This is a genomic window from Streptosporangium sp. NBC_01810, from assembly GCF_035917355.1.
Taxonomy (GTDB): domain Bacteria; phylum Actinomycetota; class Actinomycetes; order Streptosporangiales; family Streptosporangiaceae; genus Streptosporangium.
In genome coordinates this window covers 196,263-217,452 of the sequence record NZ_CP109070.1, presented here as the reverse complement: position 1 = coordinate 217,452, position 21,190 = coordinate 196,263, and the positions used below count along the sequence as shown (strand labels likewise).

The following is a 21,190-nucleotide window of genomic DNA, read 5'->3' as shown; positions in this document are numbered from 1 at the left end:
AACCCTTATAGCTCCGGGGCTCTGGACAGCAGGCTGCCGCCCCACCGTGCCTGGAGGGCCTTCTCGACCGCGGCGCCGACCCGGTAGCAGCGGTCGTCGCCGAGCACCGGGGCCATGATCTGCAGACCGACCGGCAGGCCGTCCTCGTCCGCCAGGCCGCACGGGACCGAGATGGCCGCGTTGCCCGCCAGGTTGGCCGGGATGGTGCACAGGTCCGCCAGGTACATCGCCATGGGGTCGTCGGCGCGCTCGCCGATCGGGAACGCCGTGGTGGGCGTCGTCGGCGAGATGAGCACGTCCACCTGCTGGAAGGCCGCCTCGAAGTCGCGCGCGATGAGCGTGCGGACCTTCTGCGCCTGGCCGTAGTAGGCGTCGTAGTAACCGCTGGACAGCGCGTACGTGCCCAGGATGATGCGGCGCTTGACCTCGGGGCCGAAGCCCTGTGCCCTGGTCAGGGCCATGACCTCCTCGGCGCTGCGCGTGCCGTCGTCGCCGACGCGCAGGCCGTACCTCATGGCGTCGAAGCGGGCCAGGTTGGAGGAGCACTCCGAGGGGGCGATGAGGTAGTACGCCGGGAGGGCGGTGGTGAACGAGGGGCAGGAAACCTCGAAGACCTTCGCGCCCAGCGATTCCAGCAGCTCCACGGTCTCGTGGAAACGCGCGAGCACGCCCGCCTGGTAGCCGTCGCCGCCGAACTCCTTGACCACGCCGATGCGCAGCCCCGCCACGTCGCCGTTGCGCGCCGCCTCCACGACCGAGGGCACCGGGGCGTCGACGGAGGTCGAGTCCATCGCGTCGTGGCCGGAGAACGCCTCGTGCAGCAGCGCCGCGTCCAGCACGTTGCGGGCGAAGGGGCCCGGCGTGTCGAGCGAGCTGGCGAAAGCGATCAGGCCGTAGCGGGACGAGCCGCCGTAGGTCGGCTTCATGCCCACGATGCCGGTGACCGCGGCGGGCTGGCGGATCGAGCCGCCGGTGTCGGTGCCGGTGGACAGCGGGGCCTCGTAGGCGGCGACCGCGGCGGACGAGCCGCCGGAGGAGCCGCCGGGGATGCGGGACAGGTCCCACGGGTTGTGGGTGGGACCGTAGGCGGAGTTCTCGGTGGAGGAGCCCATCGCGAACTCGTCCAGGTTGGTCTTGCCGAGGATCACCAGCCCGGCCTCGCGCAGGCGGCGGGTCACGGTCGCGTCGTACGGCGGGTTCCAGCCCTGGAGGATCTTCGACCCGGCCGTGGTCGGCATGTCGGCGGTGCTGAAGACGTCCTTGTGCGCGATCGGCACGCCGGCCAGCGGGCCGAGCTCCTCGCCGGCCGCCCGGCGGGCGTCGACGGCTCGCGCCTGCTCCAGGGTCGTCTCGGCGTTGATGTGCAGGAAGGCGTTGATCTTCGGCTCGACGGCGGCCATCCGGTCGAGGTGGGCCTGAGCGACCTCGACGGCGGAGACCTCACCGCTCGCGATCAGCGCGCCCAGGTCTGCGGCGGACTTGCGGATGAGGCTCATGCTTCCTCCCCGAGGATGCGCGGCACGCGGAAGCGGCCGTCCTCTACTGCCGGGGCGCCTGACAGCGCCTGTTCCGGCGTCAGTCCTGGCCGCACCTCGTCGGGGCGGTAGACGTTGGTGAGCGGCAGCGCGTGCGAGGACGGCGGGATGTCGTCGGCCGCCACCTCGGCGACGCGGGCGACCGCACCGATGATCACATCGAGCTGGGCGGCGAAGTGGTCGAGCTCCTCGTCGGCCAGCGCCAGCCGGGACAGCCGGGCGAGGTGAGCGACCTCGTCGCGGGTTATGGCGGACATGAGTCGTTGAACCCGTTTCGTGGAATGGCAATTGGACACTGTCATCCTATGGCTCGTGGCCTGAGGGTCCTGACTCATTAACACCGTCGCAACCAACCGAAGATCTCTTACTCGAAGCGGTCAGACCGCCCCCGGCCCGCCAGGCCGGAGAAATCGGCTCCCGGACCGCCCGATACGCGCCTGTAATGCCGCCGCGACCAGGGCCTGGACGGGGAGCTCGCGGAGCGCTAGGCCCGCTGGGGGTCGAGGATCTCGGTGGGGCGCAGGAAGCCGAAGTCGTGCGTGGCGAGCTCTCGATGCTTGCGCAACCATACTGTCGTGTCGGCTGCCGACATGGGCTCGGCGAACAGCCAGCCCTGGCCCAGATCACACCCCATGTCCGCCAGGCGCCCGGCCACCTCGGCCGACTCGACGCCTTCGGCGACCGAGCGCAGGCCGAGGGAGCGGACCAGGTCGACGATCGAGCGGACGATCCGCTCGTCGTCCTTGGACTCGCCGATGCGCCGGACGAACGAGGAGTCGATCTTGACCTCGGCCACCGGCAGACGCTGCAGGCGGACCAGCGAGGAGTAACCGGTGCCGAAGTCGTCGAGCGCGAGCGGCACGCCCAGCGAGGTCAGGGCACCGACCGCGTCGGCGGTGTACGCCTGGTCGGTCATCAGGATACGCTCGGTGACCTCCAGCTGGATCGCCTTGGGCGGCAGCCGGTACCGCGCCAGACCCGCTCCCAGCTGGTCGGAGAGCGCCGAGTCGAGCAGGTCCCTGGCCGAGACGTTGACGGAGATCTGCTCGTGCAGGCCGGTGTGCCACCAGTGGGCGGCCTGCTCCAGGGCCGCGTCGATGACGTATCCGGTGAGGTGACGCATCAGATACGACTGCTCGGCCATCGGCACGAACTCCCCCGGGGAGATCATCCCTCGCTCCGGATGGCGCCATCGCAGCAGCGCCTCCACGCCCCGCACCTGCCCTCCCGACAGGTCGAGCTTGGGCTGGTAGTGCAGTCGCAGTTCGGAGCGGTCGATGGCCCTGCGCAGGTCACCGAGAAGGGTGAGCCGCTCGGGACTGTTGCGGTCCTTGTCGGCGGCGTAGATCTCGACCCCGGTCCTGCTCTCCTTCGCCAGGTACATCGCCACATCGGAGCGTTGCAGGAGCATCTCGAAGTCCGGCGCGTGGTCGGGGTAGAGGGCGATGCCGAACGAGGCGTCCAGGTCGAAGCTCATGCCCTCCAGCCGTACCGGCTCGGTGATCGCCACCCGCAGGCGCGCCGCCACCTCTCTGGCCGCCGCCGCGTCCCTGATCGAGGGCAGCAGGACGGCGAACTCGTCGCCGCCGAGCCGGGCCACCACGTCGCCGGGACGGACGCTGTGGGTGAGCCGGTGCGCGACCATCTGCAGGAGCCGGTCGCCGACCGGGTGCCCGAGGGTGTCGTTGATCTCCTTGAACCGGTCGAGGTCGAGCAGGAACAGGCCGACCCGCTCGCCCTCCCGCGCCTCGGCGAGCGCCTCCTCCGTGCTGAGCACGAGCATCTTGCGGTTGGGCAGCCCGGTCAGGCCGTCGTGCATCGCCTGGTGGTCGCGGCGGACCGACATGTTGGCCGTGAAGTAGACGGCCAACATGGGCGCCAGGAAGAGCGGCACCAGGGCCGGCGAGTGGTTCATCACCACCACGACGAGCGGGGCCAGGCCGAGCAGCCCGGCGTAGACGAGGCTCTGGTGGCCGATCGTGGTCCTGATCACCCTGTGGATCGACCTGCGCTCGTGCAGCGCCACCGCGCCGGAGACCAGCGTGGCCCGGACCACGAAGTAGGCCAGCCCGGCCAGCCCGATCGCCAGCAGGTCGGCGCCGTCGGGCACCCCGGCGCCCACCGTGACGGGCCGGTCGCCGAAAAGCCCGAGCACCACCCAGGCGGCGGTGCAGGCCAGCGTCACCTGGGCGATGTTGAACATGACCCGATGGCACGCCTTGCGGGTGACCGCCCCGTTGACGACCATGGCGACCGCCTGCAGCAGCACCGCGATCGGCAGGCCGTAGTGGAGCAGCGCGGCGAAGGTGAACATGGTCGACGGGTAGGTGCCGCCCACGGTCGACGACGACGACAGGACCACCGGCCGCAACTCGCCCAGCACGACAAGGACCGCGAACATCCAGAACAGCGGGCTGCGGGCGAGTTCCGTGACCTCGGTCATGTCCACACTCAGCTGGGGCACGACCAAGGCGATGAATCCGACCGCGATGACGGTGGCGAGATAGGCCCAGAGGGGCGACCCCGGACGCGGTCCGGTATCGCGAGTGTCGATTGGGTCGGCCATGAGTAACAAAACCCCCATTAGTTCACTATGGGAGAGTACGGCCTACGGGCCACTTCGCGAAACCGGTTGCGCACGGTCCGTCACTGAAAATTCACGTGTTCCGGCGCACGGCGGCGGGTCGGTCCCGTCACTCCTCGGGCCGCACCGTCACCTCCGCCGCCGCCTCGGGCCCCTCGGTCAGCAGGACCCGCAGACCGGCCTCGTCGAGGATCGGCACGCCGAGCTTCACCGCCTTGTCGAACTTGGAACCCGCGTTCTCCCCCACCACCACGAAGGAGGTCTTCTTCGACACCGACGCCGAGACCTTGCCACCCCGGCCGGCCAGGGCCTCACCGGCCTCGTCGCGGGTGAGATCGGCGAGCGTGCCGGTCACCACGAAGGTCAGCCCGGCCAGGGTCTGCGGGAGCTGCTCGGCCGGCGGGTCGTCGACCATCCGGACCCCCGCGTCCGCCCAGCGCTTGACGATCTCCCGGTGCCAGTCGACCTCGAACCAGTCGCGGATCGCCGCGGCCACGCGCGGGCCGACGCCCTCGACCGCGGCGAGCTCCTCCTGGGAGGCTTTCGCGATCGCGTGGATGGAACCGAACTCCGCGGCGATCGCCTGGGCCGTCGGGGGGCCGACATGCCGGATGGAGAGCGCGACGAGCACCCGCCAGACCGGCTGGCTCTTGGCCTTCTCCAGCTGCTCCAGCATCTTCTCGGCGTTCTTGCTCGGCTCGCCGCTCTGGTTGGCGAAGAAGGTGACGACCTTCTGCTCGCCGCTCTCCGGATCGGTCCTGGGCAGTCCGGTGTCGGGGTCGCGAACCACCGACCTGATCGGCAGCAGCTGCTCGATCGTCAGGTCGAACAGGTCGGCCTCGGTGCGGACCGGCGGCTCCTGCGGCGGCAGCGGCTGGGTCAGCGCGGTGGCCGCCACGTAGCCCAGCCCCTCGACGTCGAAGGCCCTGCGTCCGGCCGCGAAGAAGACGCGCTCGCGGAGCTGGGCGGGACACGCCCTGGTGTTGGGGCAGCGCAGGTCGGCGTCGCCCTCGTTCTCGTACGCCAGCTCGGTGTCGCACTCCGGGCAGCGCTCCGGCATCACGAACGCCCGCTCGGTGCCGTCGCGCAGGTCGGCGACCGGGCCGACGATCTCGGGGATGACGTCGCCCGCCTTGCGCAGCACCACGGTGTCGCCGATCAGCACGCCCTTGCGCGCGACCTCGGAGGCGTTGTGCAGCGTGGCCCGCTCGACGGTGGAGCCCGCCACCACGATCGGCTCCATGACCCCGTACGGCGTGACCCTGCCGGTGCGGCCCACCGCGACCTGGATGTCGAGGAGCCTGGTGTTGACCTCCTCGGGCGGATACTTGTAGGCGATCGCCCAGCGGGGGGCCCGGCTGGTGGAGCCCAGGTTGTGCTGGAGCTCGATGCGGTCGACCTTGACCACGACGCCGTCGATCTCGTAGGCGGGGTCGTGGCGGTGCTCGCTGTAGAAGTCGATGAAGGCGTTGATGCCTTCGAGGTCGTCGACGACCCGGTAGAGGTCGCTGACCGGCAGGCCGAACGCGCCGAGCCGTTCGTAGATCTCCGACTGGGTGCGGGGCGCGGCGGCCCCCTCCCACCTGCCGATCCCGTGGACGATCATGTGCAACGGCCGCTGCGCGGTGATGCGCGGGTCCTTCTGCCGCAGGGAGCCCGCCGCGGAGTTGCGCGGGTTGGCGAACGGCGCCTTGCCCGCCTCGACCAGCTGCTCGTTGAGCTTCCTGAACTCCTCGACCGGGATGTAGACCTCGCCCCTGACCTCCACCACATCGGGCACGTCGTCGCCGGTCAGGCGGTGCGGCACGTTGACGATCGTGCGGACGTTGGCCGTCACGTCGTCACCGACGCGGCCGTCGCCCCTGGTGGCCCCCCTGGTCAGGCGGCCCTTCTGGTAGACCAGTGCGATCGCCAGACCGTCGATCTTCAGCTCGCACAGGTAGGGCGCGGGGTCACGCTCGGCCAGCCGCTCGGCCCTCGCCCGCCAGGAGGCGAGGTCGTCGGCGTTGAAAGCGTTGTCGAGGCTCTCCATCCGCTGCAGGTGCCTGACGGGATTGAAATCGCTGGAGATCGGCGCGCCGATCTTCTGGGTGGGAGAGTCGGGCGTGCGAAGGGTCGGACTCTCCTCCTCCAGCTCGCGCAGCTCGCGCATCCACCCGTCGTACTGGGCGTCGCTCACGGTGGGCGAGTCGAGCACGTGGTAACGCCAGTTGGCCTCCTCGACCAGCTCGGTCAGCTCCGCGTGCCGCTCCAACGCCCGCACCGGCACGCCCTCGACCTCAGCGCCCATCGCCCGCTTCCCCCCTCGTCGTCGGCCAAGCCAAACGTATCTTCAAGCACCGACAATCTGCGTCCTTCCTTACCCCGAGTTGAAGCCCCCAGAGGCCGGGATCACTCGCCGGGGTCGTCCTGCAGCACCCGGGCGGCCTTACGGCAGGTGGCCAGGGCCGCCCTGGCGTAGGCGGGTGAGGCCCCGGCCAGGCCGCAGGCGGGGGTGAGCACCACCTGCGAGGCCAGGGTCGCGGCGGGGAAGCCGAGGCGGCGCCAGAGCTCGACGGCCGGTCCGGCGACCACTCCGACGTCGGGGAGCCTCGCGTCCACGCCCGGCACGACACCGAGGAAGAGAGCCGTCCCCGCCTCGACGGTCTCGCCGATCGCGTCCTCGTCGCGCCTGTTCAACAGGTGGGCGTCGAGCGAGACGCCCGCCGCGCCCGCCGCGCGCAGGACTCGGAAGGGCACGGCCGGGGCACAGCAGTGCACGACGGTGAACGTCCCCGCGGGAAACACCGCCCCGAGCCGGTCCGCGGCGATCTGCCGGTCGACCGCGGCCAGCCGCCCGAAGCCCGAGGCGGTCGGCACCGTGCCCGTGAGGACGCCCGGCAACCCCGGCTCGTCGATCTGGACCACGATCTGCGAGGCTCCCGGCACCCTGCGGCGCACGTCGGCGACGTGCGCGGCGATCCCCTCCGTCAGGGACGCGACCAGGTCGCGCACCGCCCCCGGGTCGGCGAGCACCTTGTCGCCGTACCTGAGCTCGACCGCTCCGGCCAGCGTCCACGGCCCGCATACCTGGATCTTGAAGGGCCCCTCGTACCCCTGTGCCGCCTCCTCCAGCGTGTCGAGGTCACGGACGAGATGGTCGCGGGCGCGCTTGAAGTCGCGGCCCGGCCGGTCGGCGAACCGCCAGCCCGACGGCTGTACCTCCACCGGCATCTCCAGCAGGAGCGACGCGGTGCGCCCGATCATGTCGGCGCCGACGCCCCGGGCGGGCAGCTCCGGCAGGTACGGCAGCGCGGGCGACTCGCCGAGGACGACCCTGACCGCCTCGGCGTGCTCCTCCCCCGGATGCGACCCGATGCCGGTCGCGGTCGCCTCGCCCCATGGGTACTGGCTCAAGACTGCTCCTGGTTTCGCGTTGGGAGGCAGGCGGGACCCGCCCGCCCACGCCAGCTTATGACCGCCGGGTCACGCCTACCGCCCGGGGAATCCCGCCGCGCCGTGCCGGCACGCGATCAAGGGCGGGAGCGCGTGACGGCACCGCCCCCTCGCGGATCATGGTCCGACGCGCCCGTAGGGTGAAGGGATGAGACTCACGAAATTCGGACACGCGTGTGTCCGCCTGGAGAAGGACGGCTCCACTCTCGTGATCGATCCGGGCTCCTTCAGTGAGGAGTCCGCACTCGACGGGGCACAGACCGTGCTCATCACCCACGAGCACTTCGACCACGTGGAGGCGGACCGGCTGCGCCGGGCGGCCGAGGCCGACCCGTCCTTGGAGATCTGGACCAACGAGGGCGTGGCCGCCACGCTGACCGATGTCCCCGCGAAGATCCAGGTGGTACGGCACGGCGACGCGTTCGACACGGCCGGCTTCGGGGTGCGAGTCGTCGGCGAGTGGCACGCCCCCAACCACCCGGACCAGCCGATCGTGCGCAATGTCGGTTTCCTGGTGGACGAGGAGGTCTTCTACCCGGGGGACGCGTTCACCCCGCCGGGCGTCGAGGTGCCCACGCTCCTGGTGCCGACCAACGCGCCGTGGATGAAGGCGTCGGAGATGGTCGAGTACCTGCGCCAGGTCCGCCCGGCCAGGGCCTTCTCCACCCACGACGGCCTGCTCAACGACATCGGGCTCGGCCTGATCGACAGGTGGCTGGAGATGGAGTCGGGTAAGCAGCAGGCCGAGATGCGCCGTCTCAAGCCCGGCGAGTCGGTCACCCTGCCCTGACCGGCCCGCCCGAGCCGGGAGTCGGCCTCACGCCCTGGTGGGACACACCCGGTGCGGGGACGCGCGACGCCGGCTCGGCCGTGCTCGCCAAACGCGGCCGTGCTCGCCAAACGCGGCCCGTACGGGGACACGACCGTCGAGGACGTGTTCGCGCGGCGGTGGGACGCGCACTACGAGGCCGAGGTGATGGTGGCCGAGCCGATCACGGTGTCGCCGAGGTAGAGCACCGCGGCCTGGCCCGCCGCGACCCCGGTGGCCGCGGTGTCCAGCGTGATGTGGACCTCCCCGCCGGAGAGCCGGGCACGGCAGCCGTACATCTCGCCGTGCGCGCGGAGCTGGACCGTGCAGGCCAGCGGCTCGCGCGGCTCGCCGGTCGGGCCGTTCCAGACCGGGCGCTCCGCGACGATGCCCGTGACCGCCAGGGACGAACGCGGGCCGACCGTGACCGTGTTGGAGACCGGCTCGATGGACAGCACGTAACGCGGGCGGCCGTCGGGGGCCGGGCGATCGATGCGCAGGCCCTTGCGCTGGCCGACCGTGAAGCCGTAGGCACCCTCGTGGCCGCCCACGACCTCACCGGACTCGTCGACGATCGGACCCGGTGCCGCGCCGAGACGGTCGGCCAGGAAGCCTCGGGTGTCGCCGTCGGCGATGAAGCAGATGTCGTGGCTGTCGGGTTTGTCGGCCACCATGAGCCCGCGCCGCGCGGCCTCCTCGCGGACCTGGGCCTTGGTGGAGTCGCCCAGTGGGAAGATCGCGTGACCGAGCTGCTCCCTGGTGAGCACACCCAGCACGTACGACTGGTCCTTGCCCGCATCGGGGCTGCGGCTCAGCACTCCGTCGGTGACGCGCGCGTGGTGCCCGGTGGCCACCGCGTCGAAGCCCAGCGCGAGGGCACGGTCCAGCACCGCCTCGAACTTGATCTTCTCGTTGCAGCGCAGGCACGGGTTGGGCGTGCGGCCGGCGGCGTACTCGCTGACGAAGTCCTCGACCACGTCGCGATGGAACCGCTCGGCCATGTCCCAGACGTAGAAGGGGATGCCGATCACGTCGGCGGCCCTGCGGGCGTCTCGCGAGTCCTCGACCGTGCAGCACCCGCGGGCGCCGGTCCGATAGGACTGAGGGTTGGCGGAAAGGGCGAGGTGGACACCGGTGACGTCATGGCCCGCCTCGGCGATGCGTGCGGCCGCCACGGCGGAGTCGACGCCGCCGGACATGGCGGCAAGCACACGAAGACTCATAACCCCTTGAGCGTACCCGCGTTGGCGGGCGCCCCGTCGGGCTGGGAGAATCCGGGGTCATGCGACTGTTCCGGCGGAAGAACGAGCCCGCCGCCGACCCTGCTGACGGTATCGGCGAGTTCCGGGCGTGGTGGGCGGAGGCGAGACCGGAACTGGACGCGATGGTCGCCGCCGGCGAGGCCGGGCGGCTGGCCGAGTGGATCGGGCCGGCCGTGCCGGCCGTCCACCCGTCACCGGTGTGGGAGATCGCCCCCGGCCTCGACGCCGACCGGGCCCTCGTGGTCACCTCGGCCGGCGACCCCGGCCGGATCGCCACCTCACCCTTCCTCACCTAGGAATCCCCGGCGCGAACCTGGGGCGGCGCGAACTCAGGGCGGCGCGAAGGGCACCTCACGCGATCAACTCAGGCCCGCGCGAAGAACGCCTCACGCGATCAACTCAGGCCCGCGCGGCGGGCGCGTTCGACGGCAAGACCGATGATCTCGGCCAGCCGGTCCACGTCGGCCTCGGTCGAGGTGTGGCCGAGGGAGAAGCGCAGCGATCCGCGCGCCCGGAACCCGTCGGCGCCCATCGCGAGCAGGACGTGGGAGGGCTGGGCGACCCCTGCCGAGCAGGCCGAGCCCGTCGAGCACTCCACGCCCTTGGCGTCCAGGAGCATGAGCAGCGCGTCGCCCTCGCAGCCGGGGAAGGAGAAGTGGGCATTGCCCGGGAGGCGGTTCACCGGGTCGCCGTTGAGGATCACGTCGGGCACCGCCTCGCGGACCCGGCGGATCAGGTCGTCGCGGAGCGCGACCAGCCGGGCCGAGGTCTCGGCCTGCCGGGCCACCGCGGCCCGCACGGCCATGGCGAAACCGGCGATGGCGGGGGCGTCGAGCGTGCCGGAGCGGACGTCACGCTCCTGGCCCCCCCCGTGCAGCACCGGCACCGGGTCGACGCCCCGGGCGAGCAGCAGCGCGCCGACGCCCATCGGGCCGCCGACCTTGTGACCGGAGAGCGTCAGCCCGTCGATCCCCGAGTCGGCGAAGAGCACGGGGAGCTGACCGACGGCCTGGACCGCGTCGGTGTGGAAGGGAACGCCGTGCTCACGGGCCACCTCGGCGAGCGCGTGGACGGGCTGGACGGTGCCGACCTCGTTGTTGGCCCACATGACGCTGACCAGGGCGACGCTGTCCGGGTCGCGCTCGATGGCCTCGCGCAGGGTCTGCGGGTGCACCCGGCCGAACTCGTCGACGTCGAGCAGTTCGACGGTCGCGCCCTGGTGATCGCTCAGCCAGTGCGCGGGGTCCAGGGCGGCGTGGTGCTCGACGGCGCTGATCAGGATCCTGTCCGCGCCCCCGACACGACGGGCCCAGTACAGGCCCTTGATGGCCAGATTGTCGGCCTCGGTGCCGCCCGCGGTGAAGACGACCTCGCTGGGGCGAGCGCCGAGCGCGGCGGCGATGGTCTCCCGCGACTCCTCCACGACCTGGCGGGTGCGGCGGCCGGCGGCGTGCAGCGAGGACGCGTTGCCGACCTGGCCCAGTTGGACTGTCATCGCCTCGATCGCCTCGGGAAGCATCGGCGTGGTCGCCGCATGATCGAGATAGGCGGACTTCACGGCCGCATCCCCTCCCCCAAACTCGCTGTCAACCTGCCAAGCGTATCCGTGCCCGCGAAGAGCATCATCCCCGGAGTTGACCACTAAACCGTCCAGACGGTACAGTAGCGGCCATGAGACGGGGCGAGCTGTTGGACGCGGCAGAGGATCTGCTCTCCGACCAGGGCTCCCAGGCGCTCACCCTGGCGACCGTCGCCGAGCGCGCCGGATGCAGCAAGGGCGGTCTGCTTTACCATTTCAGCACGAAGGAAGCCCTGATCAAGGGCATGGTCGAGCGGCTGATCGAGGAGTTCGACGAGCTCGTCGCCGCCCAGGGCCACGACACCTACACCAAGAACTACCTGGCAGCCACGTTCGCCGCCGTGCGGAGCGGCAGGCTGCGGCGCTGGGCCGTGGTGACCGGAGCCTCCGGCAACCTCTATCTTCTGGCACCGCTGCGGGTGGCGATGGCCCGCTGGCATCGCGAGGGGCTCGACAGCGAGCCCGACCCGGAGGCGGCGCAGATCGTGCGCCTCGCCTGTGAGGGACTGTGGGATGTGGCGAGCCACGACCCCGATCTCTATGACGACGAGCACTACGAGAAGCTGAAACGGCGTCTGCTGGCCCTGCTGCCCGCCTGACCCTGACACCTCTGACTTTTACACCTCTGCTGACTTTCACCCCTCTGCCCCTGGCACCCCTCACTCGCCCGCGCGCCTGATCGCGTGCCCGGCCAGGGACAACCCGTCACACAGATTGGTGGTCGCTTCCGCATGCGCGAAAGCGACCGCTTTCGGTGTGCCCGTTCACCGGTTTGTCAAAACATTTATTGAAGGGATTGAGCATGACCCGCGACCTGAGAACGGCTCGAATCGGGGCGGTTCTCACATTCGTGCTGGCCGGTCTGATGTGTGGATCGATGACCGTGCGCATTCCGGCGCTCTCCGACAAGCTCGGCCTGTCCGAGGCGTCGGTCGGCGTCACCCTCCTGGCGTGGGGGCTGGGAGCGCTCATCACCATGCAGTCGATGCGCGCCGTGATGGCGCGCTTCGGCAGCCGGAGCATCCTCCGGGTCGCAGCCCCCCTCACCGCGATCACCCTGGCCCTGCTGGCGGTGGCGCCGTCGTTCCCCCTGGCCGTGGCCGCGAGCGGCCTGTTCGGCATGGCGTTCGGCGCGGTGGACATCGCGATGAACGCGCAGGGATCGGCGGTCGAGCGCGCCTACGACCGCCCGCTGATGAACGGCATGCACGCCGGCTGGTGCGCCGGAGCGATCGGCGCGGGCCTGCTGGGCACCGCGGCGATCGCGGCGGGACTCTCGATCACCGCCCACCTGGCGCTGGTCGCCCTGCTCGCGCTTCCCGCCACGGTCCTTGTCAGCCGCACCTACCTGCCCGACCCGGCTGCCGTCGCCGAGCACGGGAAGGGCACCCCCGCGACTCCCCGCCTCCGGATGCCCCCGGTGGTCTACCTGCTCGGCGTGATCGCCTTCTGCGCGTTCATGGTGGAGGGCACGGTCGCCGACTGGAACGGCCTGTACCTGCGGGACGCTCTGGGCGCCCCGGAGGCGGTGGCCGCCCTGGGTTACCCGATCTTCGAGGCGGGCATGCTGGCCGGGCGCCTGGCCGGTGACCGTGTCCGGGCCCGCTTCGGCGCTCGCGGCATGATGGTCACCTCGGGCCTGGCCACCGCCGCGACCTTCGGCGTGGTCGTCACGGCCCCCACTGCGTCGGTCGCCCTCTCGGCCATGCTGTTCGTGGGCGTCGCCGTGGCGACGGTCTCGCCGATGGCCATGTCCCTGGCGGGCGAGGCGACCGGCAGCCCCGGGCCCGCCATCGCCCAGACCGGTGCGATGGGCTACGCGGGACTGCTGCTGGGCCCGGTGATCATCGGTTTCCTCTCCGATCTGGCCACGCTCAGGACGAGCCTCGGCATCGCCGTGGTGCTCGGCGTCCTGATCGCCGCGGTCGCGCTGTTCCTGCCCCGCCACCGCGCGGCGGCCGGCCCCGCGGAGACCGCCAGGCGAGAGCTCTCGATCGCGGCCTGACCCCGGAACGCGAGACGGCACCGCACATGTCGTGCGGTGCCGTCTCGCGTTCGCATCACCCCGCGCGTACGCCGTGACCCTGCCGGGTCATTTCCGCTTGGTGACCTCCTGGGTCAGCTGCGGGACCACCTCGTGCAGGTCGCCCACGACGCCGAAGTCGGCGAGCTCGAAGATCGGCGCCTCGGGGTCCTTGTTGATCGCGACGATCGTCTTGGCGGTCTGCATGCCGGCCCGGTGCTGGATGGCACCGGAGATGCCCGCCGCGATGTAGAGCTGCGGCGAGACGGTCTTGCCGGTCTGGCCGACCTGGAACTGGTGCGGGTACCAGCCGGCGTCGGTGGCGGCGCGGGACGCGCCGACGGCCGCGCCAAGCGAGTCGGCCAGCTCCTCGATGATCGAGAACTTGTCGGCCGAGCCGACGCCCCGGCCACCGGAGACCACGATCGCGGCCTCGGTGAGCTCCGGGCGCGCGCCCTTCTCCTGCTTGACCCGCTCCACGATCCTGGCGCCCTTGGCGGCGTCGGACACGGTGAAGGAGACCCGCTCCTCGGCTCCCGCGCCCGCGGCGGCCTCGACCGGCGTCGAGTTGGGGCGTACCGCGACGATCGGGGTGCCCTTGGTCACGCGCGACCGGACGTTGACGCCGCCGCCGAAGATGGACTGGTCGGCGACCAGGCCGTCCTCGATGCCCACGACGTCGGTCAGCACACCGGAGTCGATCTTGATCGCGAGGCGACCGGCGATCTCCTTGGCCTCGGCCGTCGCGGCGACGAGCACCGCGGCCGGGGACCGCTCGGCCACGAGGTGGGCCAGCAGCTCCGCCTTGGGGGCGACGACGTAGTCGCTGACCTCGGCGGAGTCGGCCACGTAGATCTTCTCCGCGCCGTACTCGGCCAGCTTGGCCGCCGCCTCGGGAGAGTATCCCGCGCCCGTCCAGACGGCCGCGGGGGCGCCCAGCTTCCTGGCGAGCGTCAGCAGCTCAAGGGTGACCTTTTTGACCTGGCCCTCGACGTGCTCGACCAGAACGAGAATCTCAGACATTTCCAGCTACCCCCGCTCTCAGACGAACTTCTTCGACGCGAGGAAGTCGGCGGCCTTCACGCCACCGTCACCCTCGTCCTTGACCACCGTGCCCGCCGCGCGCGGCGGGGCGGCCGCGAAGTCGACGACCTCGCTCCAGGAGTTGGCCAGGCCCACCTGGGAGGCGTCGATCTCGGCGTCGGCGACGCCGAGCTTCTCGACCGGCTTCTTCTTGGCGGCCATGATGCCCTTGAAAGACGGGTAACGCGGCTCGTTGATCTTCTCGACCACGGAGACGACGGCGGGCAGCGAGGCCTCGACCCTGTCGTACCCGTAGTCGGTGACGCGCTGAATGGAGATGGCGCCCTTGTCGATCTGGACCTGGTTGGCGAAGGTGAGCTGCGGCACGCCGAGGCGCTCGGCCAGCATGGCGGCGAGGACGCCGGTGCGGGCGTCCGTCGACTCCGAACCGAGCACGACCAGATCGAAACCGATCTTCTTGAGGGTCTGTGCCAGGGCGTGGGAGGTGCCCAGCGCGTCCGAGCCGTGCAGTGCGTCGTCCACCAGGTGGACAGCCTTGTCCGCGCCCATGGCCAGGGCCTTGCGAATGGTGTCACTCGCCTTGGCGGGACCCATGGTGAGAACGGTCACCTCACCGCCATGAGCCTCCTTCAGGCGCAGCGCCTCCTCGACCGCGTATTCGCACAACTCGTTGATGACGCCGTCGGCGGCGTCGCGATCGAGCGTCTTGTCATCGGACTTCAGCTTGCGCTCGGTCGCCGTGTCGGGGACCTGCTTCACGCAGACGACGATATTCATGGCTGGTGGCCGACCTCCCGTGGTCGCTTACGCCACCGCGTCACTGCGGTTGGCGCCGGATACTCGGTGCGCACATGTGTGGCACGTGCACGCTTTGCCAAGACTGCCAGGTGCCCGAGAGCGACGTGGCAGCGGGTAGCCGGGTTGGTACACGCCCACCCCGACCCCAAGACTATGTTACTTATCAGTAGCTTAGCGGCAAATCATCAGACGGGACGGCTCGCGACCGGACGGTCCGGAGTCTCCCCGGAGGATCCCCCCACCACCATACCGAACTATATTCCGGTACTTGTGCGCGGGTCCCGCGCTCCGGAAACACGTCCCGAGGCCCGTCAGGATCCCTGCGGCCTGGCGTGTGGGGGGTATCCCGGTGACGGCTGACCGAAAACGCGTCCCGGGGACCGGCCGGCCCCCTGCCCGCTCAGCCGGCCACCAGGATCGCGACCAGGACGAAGACGACGGTGCCCAGCGCGAGCGCCAGGGTGATCGTGCTGAAGAACGTGCTGAGGGCCAGCCCCAGCGCGACGGCCCCGGCGCCCGCGGACAGATCGAGGATCGTGCGCCCGCGGTCCCGGCGGGCGAACAGCGCGATGCCCGCGTCGACGAGCATCGCCGAGCCGTACCCGGTCAGCAACAGCAGCGCCACCTCGGGCAGCGGTTCCCTGGCGGTCGCGGCCGTCAGCGAGACGAGCAGGCCGGTGCCGACGACCCAGCGGCGGTGCAGCACGATCCTGCGACGCTCGTGGGCCTCCTCCGGCGTGAGCCTGCCCTTCTGCGGGCGGGGGCGGCGATCGCCTGGCCGCCACTCCCGGGTGGTGAGGCCGTGCATCCCGCTCTCCAGCACGGCACGGGGCCGCGGCGGCCCCACGACGGGGTCCGCACCCAGCCGTGCCAGCAGCGCACCCGCGTCCGGCCGGGCGGCGGGGTCGCGCAGCAGGCACTCCCGCAGCAGCGGCTCCAGGTGGCCGGGGACACCTTCGAGGTCGGGAGGGTGATGAACGACGCGGTAGCCGATCGCCGACGCCGGGCCCGTGCCGTAGGGGTGCCGCGCGGTGGACGCGTACGCCAGCGTCGCCCCAAAGGCGAAGACGTCGGCCTCGGCACCGGACCCGGTGCCCTCAAGCACCTCGGGCGCCAGGTAGCCGGGCGTGCCGAGCACCGCCCCCGAGGCGGTGACCGAGGGCGAGTCGAGCGCGTAGGCGATGCCGAAGTCGATGACGACCGGCTCGCCCTCGGCCAGGATCACGTTCGCGGGCTTGAGATCGCGGTGCACCACCCCCACCGCGTGCACGGCCGCCACGGCCTCGGCCAGGCCGCGCGCCAGCCGCAGGAGATCGTCGCCTGTGACCGGCCCCTCGGCGGCGACCACCTCACCGAGCGGGCGTCCCTGCACGTAGCGGGTCACCAGGTAGGGGCGGTCTCCCTCAAGGGAGGCGTCCAGGACCTCGGCGACGTGCGCGCCCTGGACCAGCCGCATGGTCTCCACCTCGCGGGCCAGCCTGGTCAGTGCCGTCGCGTCGGCCGCGACGTGGGGATGCAGGATCTTGACCGCCACCGTGCGCCCCTGGGGATCCAGCGCCAGGTGGACCTCGCCGAAACCTCCGGCCCCCAGTCTCGACAGCAGGCGGTAGGGGCCAAGACGTTCACCGTCCGGCGCGACCATGCGACTCCTCCCGGTGGGTCCTCTCCATTGTTCTCCACAGGCCCGCCTCCGTCGGCGAGATCGTCACTTCCAGAACGTCAGGAACCCGAGGCCGAGACTTGTCATCAGGTCGCTGAAGAGGCCGCCGACGATGTCGAGCGCGCCCATCGCGCCCTCGTTCGCCGACTGCCGCCACTGCGCCGTGAGATCGTTGACGACATCGGTCGGCTGCTGCCACGGGGAGAAGGAGGGGGTCACGCTCAACGCGGCCATCACCGCGAAGAACGCCAGCGTGCCCAGGATGATCGTGGTCACCATGCCCGCGCCGGGGCTCCGGATGACCCCGCTCAGTGCGCGGGCGACGGCCTTGCGCGGTTTGCCGCCGCCGGGAAGGATGAACAGCCCTGCCGCGAAGGCACCGGCCGCGTAGGCGGCCGCGTGGTTCTTGTTCATGTCGCCGGCGTAGACCAGGAGCCCCCACACGCACATGCCGAACATGGCGGAGAGCAGCGAGGTGACCAGCGTCGCGAACGTGGCCCTGATCAGCGCCCATGGGGTGCCGAGCACCGCGAGCAGGGGATCGGTGGCGCTGCTGCCCCTGATGGAGCGGCGCTGGACCAGGTCCCCGAAGAGGTACTCCCCCACCCGCAGGCAGAGCGCCGCGGCCAGCGCGAACACGCTCACCACCACCGGCAGCACGCAGGCCACCGCCACGAGGATCGTCAGCAGCAGCAGCGCGGCCAGCGGGTGGCCGGCGCGGTAGCGCTCCTGAGGCGGGGTCCTGGGCGCGGACCGTTCCTGAGGCGGGGTGTGCGGCCGTGCCTGGACCGGCGGCGGGGTCCTGGGCGCGGACCGCTCCTGCGGCGGGGTGTGCGGCCGTGCCTGGACCGGCGGCGGGTAGGGCCGCGCCTGGCCACTCGGCGGCGGCGCCGGGTATCCGGCCACCCGCTGGTCGGGGTAGGGCGGCGGCGCCGCGCCCCTGGCCTGCGCCGGAGGCGACGCGGGGACATAGGGCGGCGGCTGGGGGGCCGGGACGTACGGCGGCGGAGCCGCCGCGCCGGACGCCTGGCCCGGCTCCTGCCTCGGCCTGCGCTCGCGCCGCTCCGGCTCCTGCCTCGGAGAGCGGGCGCGCCGCTCCGGCTTGGCGTACTCGACCGGCGGGAGCAGGTCGGAGTAGCCGTCGTCCTGCGGCAGGACACGGGTGCCGCTCGGCGGGGGCGGGGGCGGCGGGCTCTGGCCGTCCAGGACACGGGTGCCGTCGGTGTTGAGGATCTTCGTACCGCCGTCGAGGACGGAGGTGGGCGGCGTCTCGTGGAAGGTCGCCACCGTCGGGTCGAGGGCGCGGGCCATCCGGTGCAGCTCCGTCGCGGACGGCCGGGCGACGGGGTCGATGGCCAGCGCGCGCTTGAGCCAGCCTCGCAGCCACGCGGGGGCCTTGTCGACGTTTGCCCGGCCCTCCATGATGTTGAAGCAGACGACCTCGAAGCTACCCGTGCCGAACGGCGGCTTGCCGGTCGCACCGAAGAAGACCGTCGAGGCCAGCGCGTGCACATCGGCCGCCTGGGTGATCTCGGAATCGCGGATGATCTCCGGGGCGAGGTAGCCGGGGGTGCCGACGAACATGCCGGTCTGGGTCAGCCTGGTCGCGTTGACCAGGTGCGCGATACCGAAGTCGATGACCAGCGGGTCACCATTGACGATCATCACGTTGGACGGCTTGAAGTCGCGGTGGATGACGTCGGCGGCGTGGATGGCCACCAGTGCCGCGCACATGCCCTGAGCCAGCCGGATGACCTGGTCGGCGGGGAGCGGGCCGTCCTGCAGGACGGTCTCCTCCAGCGTGCGCCCGGGCGCGAACCGGGTCACGATGTAGGGCTGCTTGGCGGTCAACTCGGCGTCGAGCACCTCGGCGACATGCGGGCTGCGCACCCGCCGCATGGTCTCCACCTCGCGGGTGAGCCGGTCGCGGGCCTTGAGGTCGGCCGCCACATGCGGATGCAGGACCTTGACGGCCACCTCGCGTCCGTCCTCGTCGACCCCGAGGTGGACGACGCCCATGCCGCCCTCGCCGATCTTCCTGAGCAGCCGGTACGGGCCCAGCCTCTCGTGCGCCCGCGTGTCCCCCGTCATCACGCCGCCTTCTCTCGTAGGTCTCTCAGTTCGTCCACCACCGTTCCGACGTCGACCGGCGTCCACACCGCCGGCCGTGCCCTGTCTCCCACGGTGCCGATCGCCAGGAAGACCATCAGCGCCGCCACCGCGCCCAGCGCCGCGGCGGCGATCATGGCCGCACCGCGTGATGGCAGCAATGATGCCAGCGTACGTCGCATCTGGCGGCTGGGGCCTTCCACGCCGGGGCCGGCGCAGACGGTCCAGAGCGCGACGGCCGCGCCCCAGCTCAGCGTGTTGGTGACGGGCATGCTCCCGACCAGCACGGCGAGCAGGAGCGTCACCGGCAGGCCGAGGATCAGCGCGTACGGCACCAGGGCGACGGTGATGCCGATCGACTTCAGGAGCGCGGCAGGCCGGCCGAGCACCCGGAGGACGTCGGTGGCCGCCTCACCGGCGGTCCTGCGGGCGTTGAGGGCGGGCTGTGCGATGTCGGCGGCGCGCAGCAGGATCGCCACCGGGATGGCCACCGCGGCGACGATCAGCGGAGCGATGACCGCCGCGATCGTCATGATGACCAGCATCAGCACGCTGACCACCCCGTACGCCTTGGAGCGCTGCAATGCGTGTCCCGGCCGCTGCCCGGGGTGGAGCGGCGAGGGGGGTTGCTGGGCCTGCTGGGGGTACTGCTGGGCCTGCTGAGGGTGCGGGTAGGGGTGGTAGGGCGGGGGTGCGGGGGGGCGGACGTGCGGGGTCTGCTGCTGGTCGAACGGGTCCTGCCGCTGCGGGTAGGGCTGCGGGGTGCCCGCCTGCGGCGCCCGGCCCTGCTGCCCCTGGTAACCGTGCCGGCCCGGCTGGTTCTGCTGACCGTACTGGCCCGGCTGATTTTGGTGACCAGGCCGGCCCGGCTGGTTTTGGTGACCAGGCTGGTTTTGGTGACCAGGCTGGTTTTGGTGACCAGGCCGGCCCGGCTGGCTCTGCTGACCAGGCTGGCCCGGCCGGCCCGGCTGGTTTTGGTGACCAGGCTGGTTTTGGTGACCAGGCTGGCCCGGCTGGTTGGTGTACTGACGGATGTACTCCTGCAGATCCTGAGGGCGGACCCGCTGGGTGGGGATGTCCCCGTCGGAGGCGGGCGCGGTGAAGCCCTGGTCGTTGACCCGCGCCCCTGGCTGGTCACGGACGGTGGGAACGGGCGCGGAACCCGAGACGGGCGGGGAGCCGGGGACCGCACCGGGGGCGCGGGTGGGCACGTCCTCCGGAGCGAGCATGCCGGTGGGCAGGTCGTGCGCGGGCTGCTGGGCCGCCGTGGCCTGGCGCAGCTCCTCGGGGGTCACCCGGCGGGTGGGCCACGGGTCGGGCTGCTCCTCGCCGAGCAGCGAGACGTACTCGCGGGGCTGTGCCACGGGGGCGGGGGGCCAGGAGACCGACGGGGCCGCCGGGCGGGACGCCACCGGGGTCGGCACGTCGCCGGGGTCGCCGCGGAAACCCGGAGCGGGGTCGTCGAACTCCGCGACCGTGGTGATCTCGTCCGGCACCCGGGGCCGGCCGGTGTCCGGCAGCAGGCGCCCTACCTGCGCCGCCAGGTCGGCGGCCGGAGGTCGCCTGGCCGGGTCGCGCTGGAGCGCGGCCCGCAGCACCGGCTGAAGCTCCCGCGGGACGGCCTCGACGTTCGCCTTGCCCGCGGTGATGTTGTAGAAGATCATCTCCAGCGTGCCCTTGCCGAAGGGCGGCTGGCCGGTGGCGGCGAAGACCAGGGTGCCCGCCCAGGCGTGCACGTCGACCTCGGGGCCCGCCTCGTGTCCCTCGATGATCTCGGGGGCGAGGTAACCGGGGGTGCCGATGAACATGCCGGTCTGGGTGAGCCTGGTCGCGTCGACGGCCTGGGCGATACCGAAGTCGATGAGGACCGGCTCGCCGTCCAGGATGAGGACGTTGCCGGGCTTGAGATCGCGGTGGATCACCCCGACCGAGTGCACGGCGGCCAGCGCCGACGCCACGCCGTGCGCGACCCGCAGCAGCGCGGGCAGCTCCATGGGGCCGTCCTGCTTGATCACCTCGTCCAGCGGCCGGCCGGCGACGTACCTCGTCACGATGTACGGGCGGTGGCCGGTCACATCGGCGTCGAGGACCTCGGCGATGTGCTCGCTGCGCACCCGCCGCATCGTCTCGACCTCACGCGAAAGACGGCGACGGGCTACGTCGTCGCCCGCCACCTCGGCGCGGAGAACCTTCACCGCCACCTGCCGACCCTGCGGGTCGACTGCGAGGTGAACCACACCCATACCGCCCTCGCCGAGCCGCCGCAGCAACCGGTAAGGACCCAATCGGTCGTCCTGATTCATGGCATGAAGCACCATATCGGCTTAGACCCCGCCCATGAGATGAACCATCG

At 71.5% G+C, this 21,190-nt stretch carries 16 protein-coding genes; 4 read left to right on the top strand and 12 right to left on the bottom strand.

Going from position 1 to position 21,190, the window contains the following annotated elements; all coding sequences use genetic code 11:
• Positions 1–5 precede the first annotated feature (5 nt).
• The 5 genes from gatA to OIE13_RS00910 form a co-directional block, all read right to left on the bottom strand.
• Positions 6–1,496, bottom strand: a complete 1,491-nt coding sequence (gene gatA / locus OIE13_RS00930) for an Asp-tRNA(Asn)/Glu-tRNA(Gln) amidotransferase subunit GatA (protein WP_326644084.1) — start codon at positions 1,494–1,496, stop codon at positions 6–8.
• Positions 1,493–1,792 (bottom strand): Asp-tRNA(Asn)/Glu-tRNA(Gln) amidotransferase subunit GatC, encoded by a 300-nt coding sequence (gene gatC / locus OIE13_RS00925; protein ID WP_326644086.1) that lies wholly within the window; start codon positions 1,790–1,792, stop codon positions 1,493–1,495. Before gatC ends, gatA begins: the two co-directional genes overlap by 4 nt.
• A 227-nt stretch (positions 1,793–2,019) precedes the next feature.
• Positions 2,020–4,101 (bottom strand): putative bifunctional diguanylate cyclase/phosphodiesterase, encoded by a 2,082-nt coding sequence (locus tag OIE13_RS00920; RefSeq protein WP_326644088.1) that lies wholly within the window; start codon positions 4,099–4,101, stop codon positions 2,020–2,022.
• A gap of 127 nt (positions 4,102–4,228) precedes the next feature.
• Entirely contained in the window at positions 4,229–6,409 is a 2,181-nt protein-coding gene (gene ligA / locus OIE13_RS00915) for an NAD-dependent DNA ligase LigA (RefSeq protein ID WP_326644090.1), read from the bottom strand.
• 101 nt (positions 6,410–6,510) lie between these two features.
• On the bottom strand, positions 6,511–7,515 hold the full coding sequence (locus OIE13_RS00910; protein WP_326829417.1) for a methionine synthase: 1,005 nt from the start codon (positions 7,513–7,515) through the stop codon (positions 6,511–6,513).
• Between the two features lie 187 nt (positions 7,516–7,702).
• Between OIE13_RS00910 and OIE13_RS00905 the strand changes: the two genes are divergently transcribed.
• Positions 7,703–8,344: an MBL fold metallo-hydrolase gene (locus tag OIE13_RS00905; RefSeq protein WP_326644094.1), complete on the top strand. Its 642-nt coding sequence runs from the start codon at positions 7,703–7,705 to the stop codon at positions 8,342–8,344.
• Between the two features lie 170 nt (positions 8,345–8,514).
• Here the strand turns inward: OIE13_RS00905 and mnmA are convergent, their stop codons facing one another.
• Complete coding sequence (gene mnmA, locus OIE13_RS00900) at positions 8,515–9,585, bottom strand: tRNA 2-thiouridine(34) synthase MnmA (protein ID WP_326644096.1); 1,071 nt, start codon at positions 9,583–9,585, stop codon at positions 8,515–8,517.
• Positions 9,586–9,644: 59 nt separating this feature from the next.
• Between mnmA and OIE13_RS00895 the strand changes: the two genes are divergently transcribed.
• On the top strand, positions 9,645–9,920 hold the full coding sequence (locus OIE13_RS00895; protein WP_326644098.1) for a hypothetical protein: 276 nt from the start codon (positions 9,645–9,647) through the stop codon (positions 9,918–9,920).
• Positions 9,921–10,018: 98 nt separating this feature from the next.
• Here the strand turns inward: OIE13_RS00895 and OIE13_RS00890 are convergent, their stop codons facing one another.
• Positions 10,019–11,182 carry a cysteine desulfurase family protein gene (locus OIE13_RS00890; protein WP_326644099.1) on the bottom strand — a complete coding sequence of 388 codons (1,164 nt, stop codon included), beginning with the start codon at positions 11,180–11,182 and terminating at the stop codon, positions 10,019–10,021.
• A gap of 113 nt (positions 11,183–11,295) precedes the next feature.
• Between OIE13_RS00890 and OIE13_RS00885 the strand changes: the two genes are divergently transcribed.
• Positions 11,296–11,802, top strand: coding sequence for a TetR/AcrR family transcriptional regulator (locus OIE13_RS00885; protein ID WP_326644101.1), 507 nt, complete (start codon positions 11,296–11,298; stop codon positions 11,800–11,802).
• 203 nt (positions 11,803–12,005) lie between these two features.
• On the top strand, positions 12,006–13,208 hold the full coding sequence (locus tag OIE13_RS00880; protein ID WP_326644102.1) for an MFS transporter: 1,203 nt from the start codon (positions 12,006–12,008) through the stop codon (positions 13,206–13,208).
• 87 nt (positions 13,209–13,295) lie between these two features.
• Here the strand turns inward: OIE13_RS00880 and OIE13_RS00875 are convergent, their stop codons facing one another.
• The 5 genes from OIE13_RS00875 to OIE13_RS00855 all read right to left on the bottom strand — a co-directional run bounded on the left by OIE13_RS00875 (position 13,296) and on the right by OIE13_RS00855 (position 21,140).
• Positions 13,296–14,249 (bottom strand): electron transfer flavoprotein subunit alpha/FixB family protein, encoded by a 954-nt coding sequence (locus OIE13_RS00875; RefSeq protein ID WP_326644105.1) that lies wholly within the window; start codon positions 14,247–14,249, stop codon positions 13,296–13,298.
• An 18-nt stretch (positions 14,250–14,267) separates the two neighbouring features.
• Entirely contained in the window at positions 14,268–15,047 is a 780-nt protein-coding gene (locus tag OIE13_RS00870) for an electron transfer flavoprotein subunit beta/FixA family protein (protein ID WP_326644107.1), read from the bottom strand.
• A 421-nt stretch (positions 15,048–15,468) separates the two neighbouring features.
• Entirely contained in the window at positions 15,469–16,710 is a 1,242-nt protein-coding gene (locus OIE13_RS00865) for a serine/threonine-protein kinase (protein WP_326644108.1), read from the bottom strand.
• A 63-nt stretch (positions 16,711–16,773) separates the two neighbouring features.
• Complete coding sequence (locus OIE13_RS00860) at positions 16,774–18,819, bottom strand: serine/threonine-protein kinase (protein ID WP_326644111.1); 2,046 nt, start codon at positions 18,817–18,819, stop codon at positions 16,774–16,776.
• Positions 18,819–21,140 (bottom strand): serine/threonine protein kinase, encoded by a 2,322-nt coding sequence (locus OIE13_RS00855; protein WP_326829416.1) that lies wholly within the window; start codon positions 21,138–21,140, stop codon positions 18,819–18,821. Before OIE13_RS00855 ends, OIE13_RS00860 begins: the two co-directional genes overlap by 1 nt.
• Positions 21,141–21,190: the final 50 nt, after the last annotated feature.

Coding starts and splice junctions, on each gene's coding strand:
- OIE13_RS00920 (WP_326644088.1), bottom strand. CDS start 4,101: ATGGCCGACCCAATCGACACTCGCGATACCGGACCGCGTCCGGGGTCG.
- mnmA (WP_326644096.1), bottom strand. CDS start 9,585: ATGAGTCTTCGTGTGCTTGCCGCCATGTCCGGCGGCGTCGACTCCGCC.
- OIE13_RS00885 (WP_326644101.1), top strand. CDS start 11,296: ATGAGACGGGGCGAGCTGTTGGACGCGGCAGAGGATCTGCTCTCCGAC.
- OIE13_RS00880 (WP_326644102.1), top strand. CDS start 12,006: ATGACCCGCGACCTGAGAACGGCTCGAATCGGGGCGGTTCTCACATTC.
- OIE13_RS00895 (WP_326644098.1), top strand. CDS start 9,645: ATGCGACTGTTCCGGCGGAAGAACGAGCCCGCCGCCGACCCTGCTGAC.
- gatC (WP_326644086.1), bottom strand. CDS start 1,792: ATGTCCGCCATAACCCGCGACGAGGTCGCTCACCTCGCCCGGCTGTCC.
- OIE13_RS00855 (WP_326829416.1), bottom strand. CDS start 21,140: ATGAATCAGGACGACCGATTGGGTCCTTACCGGTTGCTGCGGCGGCTC.
- gatA (WP_326644084.1), bottom strand. CDS start 1,496: ATGAGCCTCATCCGCAAGTCCGCCGCAGACCTGGGCGCGCTGATCGCG.
- OIE13_RS00875 (WP_326644105.1), bottom strand. CDS start 14,249: ATGTCTGAGATTCTCGTTCTGGTCGAGCACGTCGAGGGCCAGGTCAAA.
- ligA (WP_326644090.1), bottom strand. CDS start 6,409: ATGGGCGCTGAGGTCGAGGGCGTGCCGGTGCGGGCGTTGGAGCGGCAC.
- OIE13_RS00870 (WP_326644107.1), bottom strand. CDS start 15,047: ATGAATATCGTCGTCTGCGTGAAGCAGGTCCCCGACACGGCGACCGAG.
- OIE13_RS00905 (WP_326644094.1), top strand. CDS start 7,703: ATGAGACTCACGAAATTCGGACACGCGTGTGTCCGCCTGGAGAAGGAC.
- OIE13_RS00865 (WP_326644108.1), bottom strand. CDS start 16,710: ATGGTCGCGCCGGACGGTGAACGTCTTGGCCCCTACCGCCTGCTGTCG.
- OIE13_RS00860 (WP_326644111.1), bottom strand. CDS start 18,819: ATGACGGGGGACACGCGGGCGCACGAGAGGCTGGGCCCGTACCGGCTG.